The sequence below is a fragment of the Brevibacterium yomogidense genome (genome assembly GCF_016107685.1).
Taxonomy (GTDB): Bacteria; Actinomycetota; Actinomycetes; order Actinomycetales; family Brevibacteriaceae; genus Brevibacterium; species Brevibacterium yomogidense.
This window is the reverse complement of record NZ_JABASY010000002.1, coordinates 843,887-862,570: the sequence shown is the minus strand read 5'-3', so window position 1 is coordinate 862,570 and position 18,684 is coordinate 843,887. Positions and strand designations below refer to the sequence as shown.

Annotated in this window: 16 protein-coding genes and 1 tRNA gene; 9 read left to right on the top strand and 8 right to left on the bottom strand. The window is 69.2% G+C overall.

Annotation, left to right across the window (positions count from 1 at the left end):
* Window positions 1-32 precede the first annotated feature (32 nt).
* Window positions 33-109 (bottom strand) — tRNA-Pro (locus tag JFC09_RS08235).
* A gap of 204 nt (window positions 110-313) precedes the next feature.
* On the opposite strand from JFC09_RS08235, the gene gcvH reads away from it, so the two are divergent.
* The 5 genes from gcvH to JFC09_RS08210 are packed head-to-tail and all read left to right on the top strand — an operon-like array spanning window position 314 to window position 4,865.
* Complete coding sequence (gene gcvH / locus JFC09_RS08230; RefSeq protein ID WP_198393474.1) at window positions 314-718, top strand: glycine cleavage system protein GcvH; 405 nt, start codon at window positions 314-316, stop codon at window positions 716-718.
* A complete protein-coding gene (locus JFC09_RS17070) occupies window positions 718-1,680 on the top strand; it encodes an FHA domain-containing protein (protein WP_198393473.1) in 963 nt (320 codons plus the stop codon). Before gcvH ends, JFC09_RS17070 begins: the two co-directional genes overlap by 1 nt.
* Before the next feature lie 11 nt (window positions 1,681-1,691).
* Complete coding sequence (locus JFC09_RS08220) at window positions 1,692-2,345, top strand: bifunctional nuclease family protein (protein WP_198393472.1); 654 nt, start codon at window positions 1,692-1,694, stop codon at window positions 2,343-2,345.
* Between the two features lie 49 nt (window positions 2,346-2,394).
* Window positions 2,395-3,798 carry a class II 3-deoxy-7-phosphoheptulonate synthase gene (locus JFC09_RS08215; RefSeq protein WP_198393471.1) on the top strand — a complete coding sequence of 468 codons (1,404 nt, stop codon included), beginning with the start codon at window positions 2,395-2,397 and terminating at the stop codon, window positions 3,796-3,798.
* A gap of 2 nt (window positions 3,799-3,800) precedes the next feature.
* A complete protein-coding gene (locus JFC09_RS08210) occupies window positions 3,801-4,865 on the top strand; it encodes a threonine aldolase family protein (RefSeq protein WP_332839701.1) in 1,065 nt (354 codons plus the stop codon).
* On the opposite strand, the gene JFC09_RS08205 is transcribed toward JFC09_RS08210, so the two are convergent.
* Complete coding sequence (locus tag JFC09_RS08205; protein ID WP_198393470.1) at window positions 4,851-6,848, bottom strand: protein kinase domain-containing protein; 1,998 nt, start codon at window positions 6,846-6,848, stop codon at window positions 4,851-4,853. The genes JFC09_RS08210 and JFC09_RS08205 overlap by 15 nt on opposite strands.
* Window positions 6,845-7,924, bottom strand: a complete 1,080-nt coding sequence (locus JFC09_RS08200) for a LysM peptidoglycan-binding domain-containing protein (protein ID WP_198393469.1) — start codon at window positions 7,922-7,924, stop codon at window positions 6,845-6,847. The genes JFC09_RS08205 and JFC09_RS08200 overlap by 4 nt, the downstream gene beginning before the upstream one ends.
* Window positions 7,925-8,071: 147 nt before the next feature.
* Between JFC09_RS08200 and JFC09_RS08195 the strand changes: the two genes are divergently transcribed.
* The gene (locus JFC09_RS08195) at window positions 8,072-8,428 is read left to right on the top strand and encodes an Rv2175c family DNA-binding protein (protein WP_198393468.1); all 357 of its coding nucleotides are present in this window, start codon (window positions 8,072-8,074) and stop codon (window positions 8,426-8,428) included.
* Between the two features lie 28 nt (window positions 8,429-8,456).
* On the opposite strand, the gene JFC09_RS08190 is transcribed toward JFC09_RS08195, so the two are convergent.
* Window positions 8,457-9,584, bottom strand: coding sequence for a polyprenyl synthetase family protein (locus JFC09_RS08190; protein WP_198393467.1), 1,128 nt, complete (start codon window positions 9,582-9,584; stop codon window positions 8,457-8,459).
* Complete coding sequence (locus JFC09_RS08185) at window positions 9,581-10,132, bottom strand: hypothetical protein (RefSeq protein ID WP_198393466.1); 552 nt, start codon at window positions 10,130-10,132, stop codon at window positions 9,581-9,583. Before JFC09_RS08185 ends, JFC09_RS08190 begins: the two co-directional genes overlap by 4 nt.
* Before the next feature lie 29 nt (window positions 10,133-10,161).
* Between JFC09_RS08185 and dinB the strand changes: the two genes are divergently transcribed.
* The 3 genes from dinB to JFC09_RS08170 all read left to right on the top strand — a co-directional run bounded on the left by dinB (window position 10,162) and on the right by JFC09_RS08170 (window position 13,782).
* Window positions 10,162-11,436 (top strand): DNA polymerase IV, encoded by a 1,275-nt coding sequence (gene dinB, locus JFC09_RS08180; protein WP_198393465.1) that lies wholly within the window; start codon window positions 10,162-10,164, stop codon window positions 11,434-11,436.
* A 118-nt stretch (window positions 11,437-11,554) separates the two neighbouring features.
* Window positions 11,555-11,950 (top strand): DUF3040 domain-containing protein, encoded by a 396-nt coding sequence (locus tag JFC09_RS08175; protein WP_198393464.1) that lies wholly within the window; start codon window positions 11,555-11,557, stop codon window positions 11,948-11,950.
* A 179-nt stretch (window positions 11,951-12,129) separates the two neighbouring features.
* On the top strand, window positions 12,130-13,782 hold the full coding sequence (locus tag JFC09_RS08170) for an ATP-binding cassette domain-containing protein (protein WP_198393463.1): 1,653 nt from the start codon (window positions 12,130-12,132) through the stop codon (window positions 13,780-13,782).
* Window positions 13,783-13,853: 71 nt separating this feature from the next.
* Here JFC09_RS08170 and JFC09_RS08165 read toward each other — a convergent pair whose 3' ends face one another.
* From JFC09_RS08165 to JFC09_RS08155, 3 genes are read right to left on the bottom strand one after another with little or no spacing between them, the layout of a single operon-like run.
* Window positions 13,854-16,208 carry a transglutaminase family protein gene (locus JFC09_RS08165; protein WP_198393462.1) on the bottom strand — a complete coding sequence of 785 codons (2,355 nt, stop codon included), beginning with the start codon at window positions 16,206-16,208 and terminating at the stop codon, window positions 13,854-13,856.
* Window positions 16,178-17,323, bottom strand: coding sequence for a DUF58 domain-containing protein (locus JFC09_RS08160; RefSeq protein ID WP_198393461.1), 1,146 nt, complete (start codon window positions 17,321-17,323; stop codon window positions 16,178-16,180). Before JFC09_RS08160 ends, JFC09_RS08165 begins: the two co-directional genes overlap by 31 nt.
* Window positions 17,323-18,273, bottom strand: coding sequence for an AAA family ATPase (locus tag JFC09_RS08155; RefSeq protein WP_198393460.1), 951 nt, complete (start codon window positions 18,271-18,273; stop codon window positions 17,323-17,325). Before JFC09_RS08155 ends, JFC09_RS08160 begins: the two co-directional genes overlap by 1 nt.
* Window positions 18,274-18,684: the final 411 nt, after the last annotated feature.

Sequence of the window (18,684 nt, the reverse complement as noted above, 5' to 3'; positions counted from 1 at the left end):
GGAACATCGACTCGATGTTCCGGCATCTTCGCTGGTCGGGCTAGCGGGATTCGAACCCACGACCTCCTGACCCCCAGTCAGGCGCGCTACCAAGCTGCGCCATAGCCCGTCCCGGTCCGCGAAGGACCGTGGACGACCATATCCGACCGCTTCACCCGGGAGCAAATCGGTGGCAGGGCCGGTGGCGCAGAGGTCACTGCTCCGGGGAGAATCGGGGAATGCCGCCAGATCGGAGTCGAAAACGGTCCAGATGCGATCTGCGCCACCGATGCGGCTATGCTGGTGGGGATAGTCCTGACGAGGAGGAGTTGACATGGCTGATCTCACCTTTCCCGAAGGCCTGCGCTATTCCGCAGAGCACGAGTGGGTTGCCCGGACCGACGACGATTCGGTGGTCCGCGTGGGGATCACCGATTTCGCGCAGGACTCACTGGGCGACGTCGTCTTCGTGGACATGCCTGAACCGGGGGACACCGTCACCGCGGGTGAATCGAGCGGTGAGGTGGAGAGCACGAAGAGCGTGTCGGATCTCGTCGCTCCGGTGTCCGGCGAAGTCATCACGGTGAATGAAGCACTGGAGGACTCTCCGGAGACGATCAACTCCGACCCGTACTCTGAAGGCTGGATCTACGATGTCCGCCTGTCCGACCCGGCGGAGGTCGACGCACTCATGGACAGCGCCGCCTACCGTGCGGCAGTCGAAAGCGAAGGAGCCTGATGTCCCAGCAGAACGGTGGGTTCCCCAACGGTCAGCAGCCGTGGACGGATCAGGAATCGACCTCGGCGACGCCGCACGTCTTCCCGTTCGGCGGCCAGCAGCAGGGTGAGCCCGAAGCTCCCCAGCCGCCACAGGACCCCGCACAGGGCTCGCAGCCCCAGCAGCAGTGGGGGCAGCCCCCACAGACTCACCAGGAGTGGCCTCAGCAGGGCGCAGCGCAACCGCAGTACGGACAGTCGGCCTACGGTGACGCCCCCTATGGCAGTGCCCCCCAGGGGCAGGCTCCCCAGGGCTCCCAGCCGCAGGCATGGAGCCAGGAGCAGCTCGACCAGCAGTGGGCCCAGCAACAGGGACAGGTGCCGCCGCAGCAGTACGGGCAGCAACCACCCTCCGGCCAGCCCGGTCAGTGGGACCAGCCCGCTGCTCCCTTCGGCTCGGGACCGCAGCACCAGGGCCCCGGCCAGGGCGCTCAGCCGCAGTTCGGTTCGCAGGGCCAGACACAGGGCGGCCCCCCGCAGCAGTGGAGTGATCCGAACGCCGCTCCCGCCGGGCAGCCCCAGGGAAGCCAGGGGAACCAGAGCAGCCAGCAGTTCTCCGGGATCCTGGATCCGCACACCGGTGAGATCCACCCGGTCCCCGACCTGCAGAACCTCGACGAGACCGACGCACTGCTGGTCGTCGTATCCGGACCAGACGCCGGCGCGCAGATCCTCCTGGACACCGATGTCGTCACGGTGGGGCGCAGCCCCAACGCGGACATCTTCCTCGACGATGTGACCGTGTCGCGCAAGCATGCGGAGTTCGTGCGCACACCGTCGGGCTTCACACTGCGGGACACCGGATCACTCAACGGGACGTATGTGGGGCGGCAGCTCATCGACTCGATCGAGCTGCAGAACGGTGCCGATGTGCAGATCGGCAAGTTCCGGATGATCTTCCAGCAGCGTCCGCGGACGAGCTGAGCGCGGACCCGATGGCGGATCTCGAAGTCGAAGTCGTCGGAATCCGGATCGAGCTACCCGCGAATCAGCCGATCCTCGTCCTCAAAGCGGTCGACAGACCCCGATACCTGCCCATCTGGATCGGTTCGAACGAATCGGCACTCATCCAGATGACGCAGAAGGGACTCGTCACCGCACGACCCCTCACCCACCAGCTGCTCATCGACGTCCTGGACCACTACGGTGCTCGGATCGAACGGGTCACGGTGACAGGTCGCGAAGAGCACACGTTCTACGCGCGCATCGACACCTCCGACGGGAAGCGGATCTCCGCCCGCCCGTCCGACGCGGTCCTCCTGGCACTCACCGCCGACGCACCCGTCTACGTGGCGGAGTCCGTCCTCGACGCGGACGGGATCGATGCACCCGAACCCGACGAAGAGGCCGTGGCACAGTTCCGGGAGTTCCTCGATCACGTGTCCGCAGAGGATTTCGGTGCCGACGAGGGAGCTGACCCCGCCTCCTCGGAGGACGAGGACGGCACCTCGGAGGAGCCCTCCGACACGCAGAGCAGTGTCTCCGAAGCACAGGGCACCGAACAGGATGACACGACGGGCGGCGACGACACGACCGACGACGGTCCCTCTGCGGACGACGCCGCCGAAGGCGACGAGGACAGCCGCTGAGCGGTCGTCCGCGCCCTCCCACACGACACACCAGAGAAAGGCTCGATCGATGAGCTTCCACGCTGACCCGCGCTTCTTCGAAGCGGTGGGTTCCCTCCAGGCGACTCCCGAAACCCTTGCGGGGCTCGAGGAATGGCGCGAGCTCGAGCCTCAACAGCAGCCCACCTACACGGACCCCGCGGAGCTGGAGGCCGTTCGCGGCGAACTGCAGACGGTGCCACCGCTGATCTTCGCCGGCGAAGCAGACCTGCTCGCCAGCCGGATCGCCGAAGCGTCGGCTGGACGGGCTTTCATCCTCACGGGAGGCGACTGCGCGGAGACGTTCGCGGACGCAGAAGCGGACAAGATCCGCCGCCGCATCCAGACAGTGCTCCAGATGGCGGCCGTCCTCACCTACGCGGGTTCCGTGCCCGTCGTGAAGATGGGGCGCATGGCCGGTCAATTCGCGAAGCCGCGGTCCTCCGACGTGGAGACGCGGGAAGACGTCACACTGCCGTCATACCGCGGTGACATCGTCAACGGCCACGAGTTCACACCGGAAGCGCGCAGGCATGACCCGAACCGGTTGCTGCAGGCGTACCACGTGTCGGCGTCGACTCTCAACCTCATCCGCGCGTTCACGCAGGGCGGGTTCGCGGACCTGCGTCGTGTCCACGACTGGAACCGTGGTTTCCTCGGGTCGAACCCCAACTACCACCGCTACGAGCAGATCGCTCGGGAGATCGACCGGGCGCTGAAGTTCATGGCCGCGTGCGGGGCGGACTTCGACGCTCTCAACTCCGTCGAGTTCTTCTCCGCGCACGAAGCCCTCCTGCTCGAGTACGAGAGGGCGCTCACGCGCATCGACTCGCGCACCGGCAATCCGTACGCGGTGTCGGGACACTTCCTGTGGATCGGTGAGCGCACGCGGGACATCGACGGTGCTCACGTCGACTTCCTCTCCCGCGTCCACAACCCGATCGGTGTGAAGCTGGGTCCGACGACGACGAAGGACGACGTGCTCCGGCTCGTGGACAAGCTGGATCCCGCACGCACCCCCGGCCGGCTGAGCTTCATCACCCGGATGGGAGCCGGGCGGATCCGGGAGACCCTGCCGGCTCTGCTTGCGGAGGTCGGGGAGGAACTGCCGCAGGTGACGTGGGTGTGCGACCCGATGCACGGCAACACCATCACGGCCGGGAACGGTTTCAAGACGCGTCGTTTCGAGGACGTCCTCGAGGAGGTCGCAGGCTTCTTCGACGCGCATGCGGAAGCGGGCACGGTCCCCGGCGGACTCCACATCGAGCTCACGGGCGACGACGTGACGGAGGTCCTCGGAGGAGGTGCGGAGATCGACGAAGAGGGTCTGCGCCGCCGCTACGAGACGCTCGTCGATCCTCGTCTCAACCACGACCAGTCGCTGGAGATGGCGTTCCAGGTCGCGGAGCTCCTCACACAGGCGTCCAAGGCGTGACGGTGTCGTTCGAGTCCCCCGTCGACCTGCGCTCCGACACGCTCACGCGTCCCACCCCGGGCATGCGGAAGGCGATGGCCGAGGCGGACGTGGGCGATGACGTCTACGGGGAGGACCCGACCGTCAATGCACTCGAGCGGCGGATCGCAGAGCTGTTCGATCACGAGGCCGGGCTCTTCTGCCCGTCCGGCTCGCTCACGAACATGGTGGGGGTCGCGGCCTCCGTGGGGCGCGGTCAGGAGCTCCTCGCGGAGTCGCGTGCTCACATCCTCCGCTCCGAGGTGGGCGGGCACGGGGCGATCGCGGGGGTCACGAGTCGGACGTGGATATCGCCCGACGGCACCCTGTCTGCGGACGACGCGATCGCGCTGGCAGAGCAGCCCCGTGGGTACAACCAGGTGGGCACCGCACTCATCGCGGTGGAGAACACGCACAACTTCTCCGGCGGTCGCATCGCGGACATCGACGAACTGCGACGCCTGCGCGAGCTCACCGATGCCCGTGGCATCCGCATGCACATGGACGGTGCGCGTGTCGCCAATGCGGTCGTGGCGAGCGGAACCTCGTTCGCGGATCAGGGCAGCGCGGTGGACACGATGAGCGTCTGCCTGTCGAAGGGACTGGGTGCCCCCGTGGGCAGCGTCCTGACCGGTCCGTCCGCACTGATCGAAGAAGCCCGATACCTGCGCAAGCGATACGGGGGCGGCATGCGACAGGCCGGCATCCTCGCTGCGGCGGGCCACTACGCGCTGGACCACCACATCGAGAGGCTCCGGGACGACCACGCGAACGCGGAGCTCATCGCCCGCGACGTCGCCGCTGCGGTGCCGTCGTTCGTCGACCTGGACACGGTCGAGACGAACATCGTCCTCCTCCGCACGGGCCGAGCAGGGGTGTCAGCGGAGTCCTACGCACACCTCGCGTCCGATCGGGGGGTGCGCATCCTCGCGATGAATGAGGGCGAATGCCGTCTCGTCACCCACCTCGACATCTCCGAGGAACAGGCCCGTGCCACGGGCCGTGTGCTCGCTGAGATCGCGGAGCAGACCGCGTCAGCCGTCGTCTGAGGCGGAATCGCCGCTGTCGGAATCGGACTCTGAGTCCTCTGCAGCTTCCTTGCCCTTCGACACTTTCAGCATGATGAGGTCGCCGTCGTGCTTGGACTCACCGCCTCGCGGGAACTGTGAGATGACCTTGCCCGCAGGAACCTCGTCGTCGAACACGTCGTCGCGAGAGATCCGGAAGCCCATCCGGGCGAGCTTGCCGAACGCGGAGTCGTAGTCGAGGCCGGTGACGATGGGCACCTCGACCGGTTCGACCCCCTTGGAGACGACGAGGTCGACCGGTGTGCCCTTCGCGACGGGCTCCTCGCCCTCGCCCTGGCTCACGACGTCGCCCTCCGGGACGTCGTCGGAGAACTCCCGCGTGATCTTGCCAAGCACCATGCCAGCGGATTCCAGTGTCGTCCGCGCATCCGCTTCCGCGGATCCCGTGACGTCCGGGACCGTGAAGAGCTCTTCGCCCTGTGACACGGTCACGGTGACCACCGAACCGCGATCGAGTTCAGCGCCCGCACCCGGGTCGACGTCGAGGATGCGGCCTTCGGGAATCGACTCGCTGTATCCGTCTGCGGTCTCTGCGCGCAGCCCGACGTCCTCCAAGAGGGTGATGAATTCCTGAGGGTCCTGTCCGGCGGTGTAGTCCGGGACCGTGGCGGTCCTGTCCGTGAGCGCCATCGCGGCGCCGACGGTGAGGGCGGCGGTGATGAGGACTGCGGCGAGGGCGAGGAGGATCCCACGCCGGCGCTTCCGGGTCCGCTCTGCGCGGGGCGCACTCCCTGCCGTGGCCGAGGCCCCGGCGGCCCGCGCGGGTGGTTCGTCCTCCGAAGCCCTCTCCTCGTCGGTCGTGCCGTTGCTGGTCGGATTGTCACCCCGGTCGGTCCTGCCGACGGAGGAGGCCGCCATCGACTCTGCGCCGGGTTCACCGTCCTCGGCGAGGTGAGCGGACGCACCGGGCGAGGCGGACCCCGACGTGCTCTCCGTCGCCGGGTCGTCGTCCGCGAGGAAAGGGATCTCGTCTGTGCCCGCGTTCGCCCTGATCGGTTCCGACGAGGCCCCGGGTTCGAAGATCGTCGCAGTGGGGACGAGGAGGGGACGCGTGGCGAGGGCCGGGTTCTCCGGCACGTCGTCGATCCCCAGATCCAGTTCTGCGGGCGTGAGGGTGGACCGCGCCTCCGTGACCGCATCGCGCAGCGCAGTCGCACTCTGCGGACGGTCCTCTGGATCGCGTGACGTCGCCCAGAGGACGAGCGCGTCGAGCTGCGGGCTGAGCCCGGGCCGCTCGTCCGACGGCGCCGGCACGTCGTCGTGGACGTGCCGGTAGGCGACCTGGATCGGAACGTCGTCCGTATACGGCTGGAAGCCGGTGAGCATCTCGTACAGCATGATGCCGACGGTGTAGAGGTCCGTGCGGCCGTCTGCGCCGGTGCGCGTCACGAGTTCCGGCGCGACATAGCCGACGGTGCCCATGAGGGTCTTCGTCGTCGTCGCCGCGCTCACGGCCCGCGCGAGACCGAAATCAGCGAGCTTGATCTGACCGTCCGCGCCGAGGAGGACGTTGTCCGGCTTGAGATCCCGGTGGATCATCCCCGCCCCGTGGACGGCCTCCAGCCCGGCGAGGATCGCGTCGAGCACGATGAGTGACTGCCCGGGCGTGAGCATGCCGCGGTGACGCAGCTCCTTCCGCAGCGTGACGTTCGGGAGGTACTCCATGACGAGGTAGACGGCATCGCCGTCACGACCCGTGTCGTGCACCGCGACGACGTTCGGGTGGATGAGATGCGCCGCGGACCGCGCCTCGCGCTGGAACCGCTCGACGAAACCCTCGTCGTCGAGCAGGTGACGATGCATGACCTTGAGGGCGACAACGCGGTCCAGCCGCAGGTCGGTGCTCTTGTATACCATCGCCATGCCGCCTCGGGCGACGGGGTCGTCGATCCTGTACCTGTCATCGAGGATCTGACCGAGCAGCGGATCGGTGAGTGTGGTCATCGGCTCTCCTCTGCGCGGGTCCGGTCGGCGATGATCTGCACGTTCGACGCGAACATGCGTGCGTCGCGGTGCGGACCGCGAGCGCGGACGGACGTGAGGCCCTGGTAGTAGGCGGCGAGCGCCTCGGCTTCGTCCTCGGCCCGCTCGAGGAGTGTGGACAGGATGACGACTCCCGCAGCGACGTTGTCGGCGGCATCCAGCACGTCGAGTGGCCTGCCGACCGCGTGGGACGCGCAGTGGGCTGCGTGGGGTGTCACCTGCATGACGCCGATCGCGTTCCCCGGGCTCACGACGGCGTGATGGAAGCCGGACTCCACCTGTGCGACGCCCGCCGCGAGATGGCGATCGAGTCCGTGCTCATCGGCTGTCCGTGCCACGAGCGTGCGGACCGCGGCGCGTGAGGGCGTCCGTCGTGCGAGGAGGCTTCGGCGATTGATCCGCGCCGCCTGCACGGTGGCCTCCGGGTACCCGTCGGACGGAGCGGACAGCGGTGGAAGCTCGAGTGTCTCGATCCGGGGACGCGCGCTCATCGCGCCAGTGCCGGTGAGGTTGAGCAGTTCGCCCTCGACGATGAGGCGGGAATCACCCATCGCGTTGGCCCGCTGCAGATCCGCAGGCCGGAGGCGGTGCCGCGCAGCGATCGATTCGAGTGTGTCCCCGGCACGCGCGCGTTCCGTCGCAGGCCCGTCGGTCAGTTGCCGTTCCGGGAGGGAGACGACCTGACCGGGGCGCAGGTGCGGCTGTCGGGCGAGTCCGTTGAGATCGACGAGGGCGGGCACGGAGACGCCGAATCGTGCGGCGACACTCACGAGATCGTCGCCTCTGCGGACGCGATACGTCCGGCCTCCATGCGTGACGGGCACCGATTCCGTCGCCGTCCCGGATGTGAACCCCGGGCCCGCCGACACCTCGATGGGGAGCGCCGGTGCCGGCACGTGGTCGGGCTCCGTTCGCTGCGGCGGGGGTGACGACAGGAGGGCGGACACGGCGAGGGGATCAGAAGGGGCGCTGTGGCGGGCACGACCGCGACGACCGCGCGAAGGTGGCGCTGAATGCTCCGTCGGCACTGTCCTCATCCGTCCTGCAGGTGGTCTGGTGGTCTGGGGAAGTCGGCATCACGCAGACAGGACCAGCGTAGCCACGAGTCCCGAAGAACCGGCGTCACCCGGAGGGTGTGTCGTCCGGTGGAGCGCGACCTGCGGGTGAGTCGCTACGCTGGGGGAGTGACTGGATCAGACGAACTCGTAGACGCATGGCTCCCGCTGCCCGATATCGCGGAGAGGTCCGACCTCGGCATCTCGAAGGTCCGCAGGTTCGTGGAGGACCGCTCCATCATCGGGGTGAGACGCGGTGACCGTGACATCTTCCAGGTGCCGGAGCTCTTCCTGGGCGCGGACTGGCGCCCCCTCAAGCACCTGCGCGGAACGCTCATCACGCTGCACGACGCGGGTTTCGACGACGAGGCCGCGATCGTGTGGCTCTTCACCCCTGATCCGTCCCTCCCCGGTCGGCCGATCGACCTCCTGCGGGACGGCAACAAGACCGAGGTGCGCAGACGTGCGCAGGCGATGGCCCTCTGACGCGGACGATGACTCTCTGAGCGCTATTTCAGGAGCGGCGGTGCGTGAGGGTGTCGGCGAATGCCCGCAGCGTCGCGACGTCGGCGGGGGACACGCCCCGGTCGGACAGGCCGTCGAGAGCGTCGAGGGCGCGCGCGGTCTCAGCTTCGATGAGGTCCTCGAACGACCGCGCCGCACCGCACGCGGTCATGATCGCGGTCATCCTGCCGAGGTCGTCCGCTGAGATTTCCGGATGTCCCAGTCTGCTCTCGAACCACTCCGCCTCGTCCGGTTGAGCGCGGTCCAGCACTTCGGCGACGAGGATCGTGCGCTTCCCCTGGGCCAGGTCGTCCCCGGCGGGCTTGCCCGTGACCGACGGGTCCCCGTACACGCCCAGGACGTCGTCGCGCATCTGGAACGCCCTGCCCAACGGCAGCCCGAAGTCTGCGAGCGCCGTGAGCAGAGCGGGGTCCGCATCCGCCAGCGATGCGCCCAGTACGAGCGGCTGGACCACCGTGTACTGCGCGGTCTTGTGTGTGAGGACCTCGTCCGCGCGAGTCCTCAGCTCCTCTCGCGGGATGTGCGCGGCCTGGAGCTCGACGTCGAGGAACTGTCCCAGCATGACGTCGCGGCGCAGCGCGGCGTGGGCGGAGCGTGCGGCGGGGGAGTTCGCGAAGCCGGCGGAGTCGAACAGCTCCTCACTGAGCGCCAGGCAGAGGTCGCCTGCGATGATTCCCGCACTGGTCCCGTAGAGCTCGGAGTCCCCCGCCATCCGGGTGCGGGCGTGCGCATCCCGGAAGCGTGCGTGCACCGATGGCCGACCGCGGCGGGTCTCCGACTCGTCGATGATGTCGTCATGGACCAGCGCCGCCGCGTGGAGCAGCTCGACCGATCCGGCCGCAGCCGCGATGGCGTGCCGGTCCTCGCCACCGGCCAATTCGTAGCCCCACCAGAGGAGGACCGCCCGCACACGCTTCCCCCCGGCGGTGAACGTGCGCAGCGGTGTGAGGAGCCTGTCCGCGACGGGGGAGATCCGTCGAAGCGTCGTCGTGGTGCGGTCGAGGAACTCCGCGAGACCCGCGTCGACCTGTGCGCGGACGTCCGCGTGCGGGGTCAGGCGCGGTCCGTGTGCGGCGTGCGCTGCGGGCTGCGGGCTCCGAGTGCTCGGACCCGTCACGGAAGGACCTGGCCGCCGATGGTGACGAGCAGGGTGTCGTCGTCCTCGGCGTCCTCCGCGATGGCGACAGAGACGAGCTGACCCGCGTCGTCGGCGTGATACGACTGCGTGGTGATGCCACTGTCCGCCTGTGGGTCGCCCACGGGGGAGAAGTCCGCGTCGTCGAAGTGGTCCGCGTAGAAGCCCAGGACGTCATCCACCGATTCCGTCGTGCGCATCGTGAGGTTCGCGACGACGGGCTGTCCGTCGCCCGCGGGTTGGACGGAGGAGGAGACGATCTCTGCGTCCGGCAGTGGCGCGAGGACGGACGGGAGGCCGTCGACGATCGCACCGGTGGTGGCTTCCACCTGCGGACCGGACGGTTCGGCGCTGGCGTCGGGCGCGTCGGTCCCCTCGCCGTCGGCTGTGCCGGGTTCGGAGGATCCCGCGTCCGAGGCTGTGGGAGACGGCGTCGCGTCCGAATCGTCCGTTTCGGGCGCCGAGCAGCCGGCGACCGTGAGAGCCGCAGCCACGGTGGCGGCAGCGATGCTGAGTGAGCGGAGTACCATGAGTGCCAGGGTACAGCGCGGAGGTGGACGTGAGCCGGAAGCAGCTTGCCCGTGGCGGGGGAGACCTCGGACGACTGGGCACGGATGACACGGGATGTGTGATCCTCCACATCGACATGGACGCCTTCTTCGTCGGCGTCGAACTGCTGAGCCGGCCGGAGCTCCGTGGCCGGCCGGTCGTGGTGGGCGGCCGCAGTGGCCGGGGCGTCGTCGTGTCCGCGAGCTATGAGGCGCGGGAGTACGGGGTGCACGCCGCGATGCCTGTGGGCAGGGCGATGACGCTGTGCCCGCGTGCGGTCCTGATCCCACCGTCCCGGGGGCTCTACAGCGCGTACTCGCGTCAGGTCTTCGACATCGTCGCCCGCATCACAGCGGACTACACGCGGGTGAGCATCGACGAGGGCTATGTCGACGTGTCGTCGGCTCTGCGGCGTCTGGGCTCACCGGGCCGCATCGCGACGGACCTGCGGGCTGTGATCCAGCAGGAGACGGGGCTCACAGCCTCGATCGGGGCGGCGTCGACGAAGGTCGTCGCGAAGCTCGCGTCCGCACGCGCCAAGCCCGACGGGTTGCTGGTCGTGCCCGTCGACGAGGTCGCGGACTTCCTCCGCCCGATGCCGGTCGAGGCCCTGCCGGGGGTCGGTCAGAGCACCCAGAGCGGCTTCGCCCGCTTCGGCCTCCGCACCATCGCAGACCTGGCGGACGCGGATCCCTCATGGGTGGAGCGGACCTTCGGGGCCCATGGCCGGACGCTGCACGGTTTCGCGCACGGGATCGACCGCAGACCCCTGCACAGCGAACCGAAGGATCACTCCGTGAGCGCGGAGCGCACGTTCGAGGACGACGTCTGGGACCCGGCAGTGCTGGACACGGAGCTGCTGCGCCTCTGTGACGACGTGGCGGGGAGGCTGCGGGCAGAAGGCGCGACGGCTCGGGGGGTGGGGCTCAAATACAGGCTCGCCGACTTCACGACGTTCAGCCGCTCGGTCACGCTCCCGGTCCCCAGCGATCTGCCCCGCGATCTCCACGGCGCGCTCCTGCCTGCGCTGCGGAAGCTCCGAGCGTCGCATCGGGCCGGTGTGAGACTCCTGGGAGTGCGAGCACACGACCTTGCCAGTCTGGCCGCCTCGGGACGACAGGGTTCCCTGTTCGACATCGACAGCGATGGCGCGTCGTCGCCCGGAAACCGCCGCCACGAGGACGCATCAGCGGGGGCGCATGATGCGCAGCGGGCCCTCGACGACGTGAGAAGAAGGTTCGGCGGCGATGCGATCACGTCCGCATCGTTCCTCCGCAAGGGGTGACGACTGGGTGTTTTCACAGGTTGGCGACTATCATGGAGGGTAGTACCGCAGTGGACTCCGGAACCGTTCCACTCCAGTCCTGCGGACGCCGCACATCTGACGAAGCGAGGAGATCGGGATGGCTCTCTCAGACCACGAGCAGCAGCTGCTGGACCAGCTCGAGAAGCAGCTCCGTGAGGACCCCAGCTTCGCTCGCAACATCTCCGAGGACCCGCCAGTGGGACCCGGCACGGGACTGTCCGCCACCCGCGTCGTCATCGGCGTCGTCGGGGTCGTCATCGGCCTGGCGATCGTGCTCGGTGCGATCTGGTCGGGCATCTGGCCGCTCGGCGTGCTCGGCTTCGCCGTCATGGTGGGCGGTGGGTTCTGGGCACTGTCCTCCGGCGGCGGCGGCGCTTCCGGTGCACAGGGGCCCGCTGCGCCCGGTGGCAAACCTCCCGGCGAGGGGCAGAAGAGCGCCGGATTCATGAATCGGATGGAGGACCGCTGGGACAAGCGTCGCGGTGGCCAGTGACATTCGGCAACTCGTGACATTCCTCACCCTCAGCTGGTAGCCTGGTCCGCGCACCATCCCCGACGACAGGCAGCAGCTGTGGAGTGACACCTCACAACCCAGGGTTCGGGGCGGCCTGACCGCCCACCGTCAACCGTCGACTCAGTGCCGAGTCCGCGGTCCCTGACCTCGAGGTGTCCGTGCCCAGCCACTCCATCGTTCTCAACCGTCTGTCGTTCCGCCATCCGTCAGCGGACCGACCACTCATCCACGAGCAGACCGTCACCATCCCCTTCACCGTCGTGGGACTGATCGGCCCCAACGGCGCGGGGAAGACGACCCTCGCCGGCCTCATCGCAGATTCACTCGCACCTTCCGGCGGGACCGTGTCCGTCGCGGGAACCGTCTTCGCGGTGCCGCAGGACCTTCCGCAGTCGACGCGCAGCGTCGCGCACGCACTCGGGATCGCCCACATCCGCCGCGCACTCGGCCGCATCCTCGAGGGCGGGATGGCCGAGGGCGACCTCGAAGCAGTCGGCACCGACTGGGACATCGACGAGCGTGCGCTGGTGGCGCTGTCCGCGATGGGGTTCGAGACGCCGGACGCATGTCTGCTGGACAGGCCCGTGGCCACCCTGTCGGGCGGCCAGGCGGTGCGGGTGGGTCTCGCCGCGGCGCGCCTTGCAGGAGCCGACTGGACGATCCTCGACGAACCGACGAACAACCTGGATGCACACGGACGGCGATCACTCCTCGACGCGCTCGCAGGATGGAGGGGCGGACTGCTGGTCGTCTCCCACGACAGGGAACTGCTCAACACCGTCAGCGCGATCCTCGAGCTGCGCGATGGTCGGCTGCGGCTCTTCGGCGGCGCGCTGGACGCGTTCGACGAGATGCTCGCGCTGGAGCAGGCCGCTGCACGCGCAGAGCTCAGCCGCGCGGAGAGCCAGCACGCGAAGGAGAAGCACCAGAGGGTGACGGCGCAGACGATTGCTGACCGTCGAGTGCGATACGGCAGGAAGATGCACGCCCAGAAGCGTGAACCGCGGATGATCATGAACCAGCGCAAGCGCGCGCAGCAGGTGTCGGTGGGGAAGTTGACGGAGCAGATGGCGGACCGCGAGGAGCAGGCTCGCACCGCGGTCGAGGAAGCGGAGGCGGCGGTCCGCGACACGGGCCGGATCCGGCTGGATCTGGGCGACACGATCGTCCCGGCGGGGCGCCGTGTGCTGGATGTCGGTGCGGCCCTCGAGGTGCAACTCGTCGGGCCGGAACGGGTGCGACTTCGCGGCTGCAACGGGGCGGGCAAGTCGACGCTGCTGGAGGCGATCCGGACTGGTGGTACCGCGTCACTGGAGGAACGGGCTCCGCGGGTCGACGGTGGGACGTGGTCGGTCGCAGCGCTCGTGCCAGTGGGAATCCTCGCACAGGACGACACACTCACGCCCAGTGCGACCGCGTTCGAAGCCGTGCGCGGCGCCGTCCCCACAGTCGATCCCCACCGCGTGCGCGAGACTCTGGCGGGCCTCGAGCTGCGCGCGGCCGCCGCGGACCGCAGGGTGCACGCCCTGTCCGGGGGAGAGCGGCTCAAGGTGGCCCTGGCCTCGGTGCTGCTCGCGGAGCCCGCTCCACAGCTGCTTCTGCTCGACGAGCCGACGAACAACCTCGACAGGGAATCCGTCACGGTGCTCGTGCATGCGCTCACGGACTACCGGGGTGCGCTGCTGGTCGTCACCCACGACGACGACTTCGCGGAGCGCGCGGGACTCACCGCGTCGATCGATATGGCATCGCTGCGAGGGACCGACGGGTCGCCGCAGCGCGGGTCTGCGGAGCACAGGGCGCGGGGCTAGGCAGCAGATCGCACCTGGCGGGCGTCGCGCGCGCCTCAACGGCGTCCGTCGCCCTGCCCGCCTCCGTCGACTCAGGCCTTCGTCTGTGACTCCGTCGACCCTGACATACGCTTCCGGGCGACCTCGCGTCCCCGCGGCACACGACGGAAGAGACTGAGCGGCAGCACGGCCGCGCGCAGCCGTGCACCGACGCCCATCTCCTCCGTGTGAGCTCGGCGGATGCGTGCGACGAGATGAATCGCCTCCTCCGTCGACGGCACCGTGGTCGCGTCCACTCCGGCGCCGTAGCGCAGGGACTCCGCCGCGTCGGCGGCACGCGCAAGGAGAGCCGTGCCGTCCTCGTCGAGTGCGGGCGACAGGCGCTGCTCGTGGTCGCGCAGAGTCCGGGAGCGTTCCCAGGGCCGGCCCGCGTCGATCGTCGTGGCCGCGATCTCCTCCCAGATGCCCTCAGCCCGGTGCTCGGCATCCCCAGTCAGGCGGGAGCGCCGGCGGAAGATGCGGATGACGGCGGGGAGAGCCGCCAGCAGCACGAGCAGCACCACTCCGCCGACGACGGCCGGCCAGGCCGACGAGGAGGCGGACGTCTGCTCGTCGTCAGCGGCCTCGGGCGCGGGGGTCTCTGCGGGAGGCGACTCCTCTCCGGCCTCGGGCTCCTCGTTCGACGGTGCGTCCGTCGGCGACTCCGTCTCCTCGGAATCGCCCTGGTCACCGCCTTCGGCGTCCGCCCACGGCGGGGGATCGCCCGCCGGACCGCCCGGGGTGGGCTCGAACCTCACCCACCCCGACCCTTCGAAATAGAGCTCCGGCCACGCGTGGGCCTGGTTGAGGCGGACGTCGTAGGAGTCCTCGCCCGTGGGGGTCCCAGCCGTGAAGCCGACGCCGATCCGGGCGGGGATGCCCAGGGACCGGGCCATCGCCGTCATGGCACCGGAGAACTGCACGCAGTAGCCGCGCTTGTCCCGCAGGAAGTCCTCCAGGGCTGAACCGGACGCGTCTGCCGGTGCGTCGAGCGAATACTCGAACTCATCGCTGCGGAGCCAGTCCTGCAGGGCGACGGCCGACTCCCACTGGTTCTCGGATCCTGCCGTGACCTGCTCCGCCGTCTCACCGATCACGTCCGGCACGTCCGCTGGCAGCGCGAGGGCCGTCTCGAAGTCGTCCGCGTCGACCGGGGAGGCCTCAGCGAGCTGACCGGCCGTCGGCTCCACCGACCGGTACTCGACCGTGTAGTCGGCGTCCGTGGACAGGACGCCGTTCCCCACGATGGTGAGGGTGGACGGGTCGTAGATCCAGCGCCGTTCGACCCCGTCCACTGCAGCAGGGGCGTACGGCGCAGGCAGGTGCTGCTCGTCGAGGTCCTGGATACTGATCTGCGCGGTCCGTTCGACGACCGACGTGTCAGCGGCGACCCCGTCAGGGCGGGGAAGCCCGTCGGCGGCCACGGCGAACGGGTCGATGTCGAACGGCTCCGGCATCCATGTCGTGCCGTCGAAGGCGGTGACACTCGTGAGCCGCAGAGGGGGAGCCAGGGGATCATCGGTCGTGTAGGAGAAGACGAGCTGATCGTCCGACGCGTCGAGGTCGGCGTGCAGATCGAGGAACGGATTCACCACTGTGATGTCCTGCGGTGTGCCCAGCGGCTGCTGCGGACGCTGGGCGACCGGAGGCAGGAGCAGTGGCAGCCCCACACCCAGGACGAGCGCGAGCGCGCCCGCCACGACCGAGAACGCAGCGGCTCGGCGCACGCGCACCGCGAGGTACCGCGACAGCATGAGGACGACGAATGCGCAGCCGATCGCAGCGAAGTGGTACCACGCCAGCTGGGGCCCCGCCAGGACGACGGGGATCACCCAGATGAGCAGCAGGAGGATGCCGCCGACCTTCGGGGACCGCAGGTCGGAGACCAGGCCGTCCACAAGGATGGTGATGAGCCCGATGCCCACGACGAGGATCGCGGTGAAGCCGGGGGTCGACTGGGCCGGAGCCGTCGTCGCGTAGATGTCGTTCACCCCGTCGCCCAGCATGGAGAACAGTTCCCAGAAAGCAGCGGGGGACGGGACTCCGAGGGGCATGGCGGAGGGGACGCACAGGTAGAGCGCCGCGACGACCGCGAGGACGCACTGGACGAGGACGGCGGATCCCGTCGCACGGATCACCGGCACGGCGCGCAGCAGCGCCCCGCTGCCCACGACGAGCAGGATCATGACGAGGGTGGGCGTCCACCAGGACCAGTCCGCGAAGACCGCGCTCACGCTGAGGGTGGCCAGCACCATCGCGAGACCGGTGGCGATCGCCGGGATCCACGGAGCGGCGTCCGCGCGGTCGGTCGGAGCTCCGGAGGCGGGCTGCGGGTCGGGCTGCGGCGGCGCGGAATGTGTGAGGGTCGGATCGGCGCTCATCGCGTTGCCCCCGGAGACCTGTGCCACTGGTGCGGCAGGCTGAGCGCGCCGCCGAACAGGGCGGTATCGAGGCTCACCCCGTCGTCGGAGAGCTCCTCGACGACGAAGCGGGACCGTGCCTGGCCCTTCGGGAGCCCGACGGTCAGGGCATCGGCCCGGTCCGCGGACAGCGCGCAGATCGAGACGTGCCAGGCGGCAGACGGGATCGTCACGCCGCCGGGGACCTCTGCTCCTGCCGGGTGACGAGCGGACTCGACGCGGACGGCATCCCGTCCGCGGCCACTCGCCAGGTGCAGTCGAGTCGGGCCGGACCAGAACACGACTTCCGCTCCCCGGTCGATGTGGTGGAGGGCCGCTGCGGCGGCCGCTGTCACCGCGATGTCCGCACCGTGTCCCTCGGGATCCGCGCCGAGCGTATCGAGGAGGACGACCGCGATCGGATTCTCCTCGTGGGCGCGTTCGCGCACCATCAGCTCTCCCAGGCGGGCTGTCGATGACCAGTGGACGTGTCGCAGGTCGTCCCCCGGGACGTACTCCCGCGTGTGGAAGTCGAGTGTTGAGTTCCCGCGGAGGAGCCGCTGGGAATCGGACTGATCGGCAGCCGAGCGCGGTGAGGCGTGCAGGGGGAGACGCTGGTCGGGAACGGCGACGGCGACGACGAGTGCGCTGCCGGTCCGTCGACTCCGCGTGACGAGGCCGAACGGTCCGTCGATGCGGATGCCCACATCGGCGACGCCGCTCATCCCGCGGCGCGTCGGCATGACGGTGACGGCGACCGCCTCGACAGCGTGGGGAGAGAGGCCTGCGAGCTTCAGGGAGCGGTCGGGACCGAAGCCATCCGCCATCGTGAGGTCGAGTGTGAAGGAGCCGACCGGGAGGGGAGTCCGGTTCCGGACGCGGACGTCGATCCGGGTATCGCTGCCCACTGCGGTGAGGGCGTTCCCATCGACGTGGCGCGTGCGCGCCGCCAGCTGCACCTCGAGGCGGCCGGACGCGATGAACACGACGAAGGCGGACAGGACGACGAGTGCTATGAGGAGGATCCCCGCCGGGAGCATCCCAGGGAGGGAGAAGCGATAGGCGGCGATCGCCAGCGCCGCTCCGAGGAGGAGGAAGACGATCCCGGAAGCGGTGGGACGCATCAGCGCACCGGCACCCGGCGGAGGATGTCGCCCATGAGGGACGCGGCGAGCTGAGGGTCGTCGCCCTCGCGCGGAACGATGCGGTGGGAGAGGACGTCGACGGCCAGCGCCTGGATGTCGTCGGGTGTCACGTACCCGCGACCGGCCAGGACGGCGAGCACCTTGGCGGTGCGCAGCAGCTGCACACCCGCACGCGGAGACGAACCCAGGGCGATTGCAGGGTCGCTCCGTGTGGCATCCAGCAGGGACACGACGTAGGCGCGCAGCTCCGGGCTCGCCTCGACGTGGCGGATCAGCTCCCGGGCCTGTGTCACCTCGTCGAGGGTCGTGACGGCGGCCGTGCGGGAGAGCGGGTCGTACTCCACGTGATGGTCGAGCATGTCCATCTCCGCCTCCGTCGACGGGTAGCCGATCGAGATGCGGGCGGTGAAGCGGTCGCGCTGTGCCTCCGGGAGGGAGTACGTGCCCTCCATGTCGACGGGGTTCTGCGTCGCGACGACCATGAACGGCTGCGGCATCCGGTAGGTGGTCCCGTCGACGCTCGCCTGGTTCTCGGCCATGCACTCGAGCATCGCGGACTGGGTCTTGGGGGAGGCGCGGTTGATCTCGTCCGCAATGACGACATTCGCGAACACAGGCCCCGCGCGGAACTCGAACGTGCGCTTCTCCTGGTTGAAGATGCTGACCCCGACCACGTCGGAGGGGAGGAGGTCGGGAGTGAACTGGATGCGCCGCACGCTTCCGCCCACCACCCGGCCCAGCGCCTTCGCAAGGAGGGTCTTCCCGACGCCCGGCACGTCCTCCAGGAGGAGGTGGCCACCGGAGAAGAGTGTGATGAGGGCGGTGCGGACGGCGTGATCCTTGCCGTCGAGCACACTGTTCATCGCCGAACGCGACTTCTGCGCGATCGCCTGGATGTGCGTGATGTGGTCGTTCCCGAGCGCGGTCATACCCTCCATTCTCACCCACGCCGGGCCTCGGGCTCCACTCTGCGACCTCCAGGTGACTCCTCTCACCCGGGGCCGGGCCTCTTCCCACCGCACTCCACGCACCTCTCCACCTCTCTCCCCGCGGCTCCCCACTGCCCTCCACGCCGGCCCCCCACTTTCCTCCACGAGGGGCCCGCACTCGGGAGGGCCCCTGGACTTCGCCTCTACAGCGGGCTCCTCACCTGCACTGATGCAGTTGTGCCGGCCGGGCGATCAGGGCGTCGAACTTCGCTGCGGCAGGCGCGCATACCGCTTCCGTGCCCCTTCCGACACGCGCGTTGAATTCTTCACCCACTTCCCTCCACCGTTCTGACCTGCGAGAATAAAGACGGCCTGGTCAAAGCGCACGCCCGTGGGCCATTATGTGGAGGC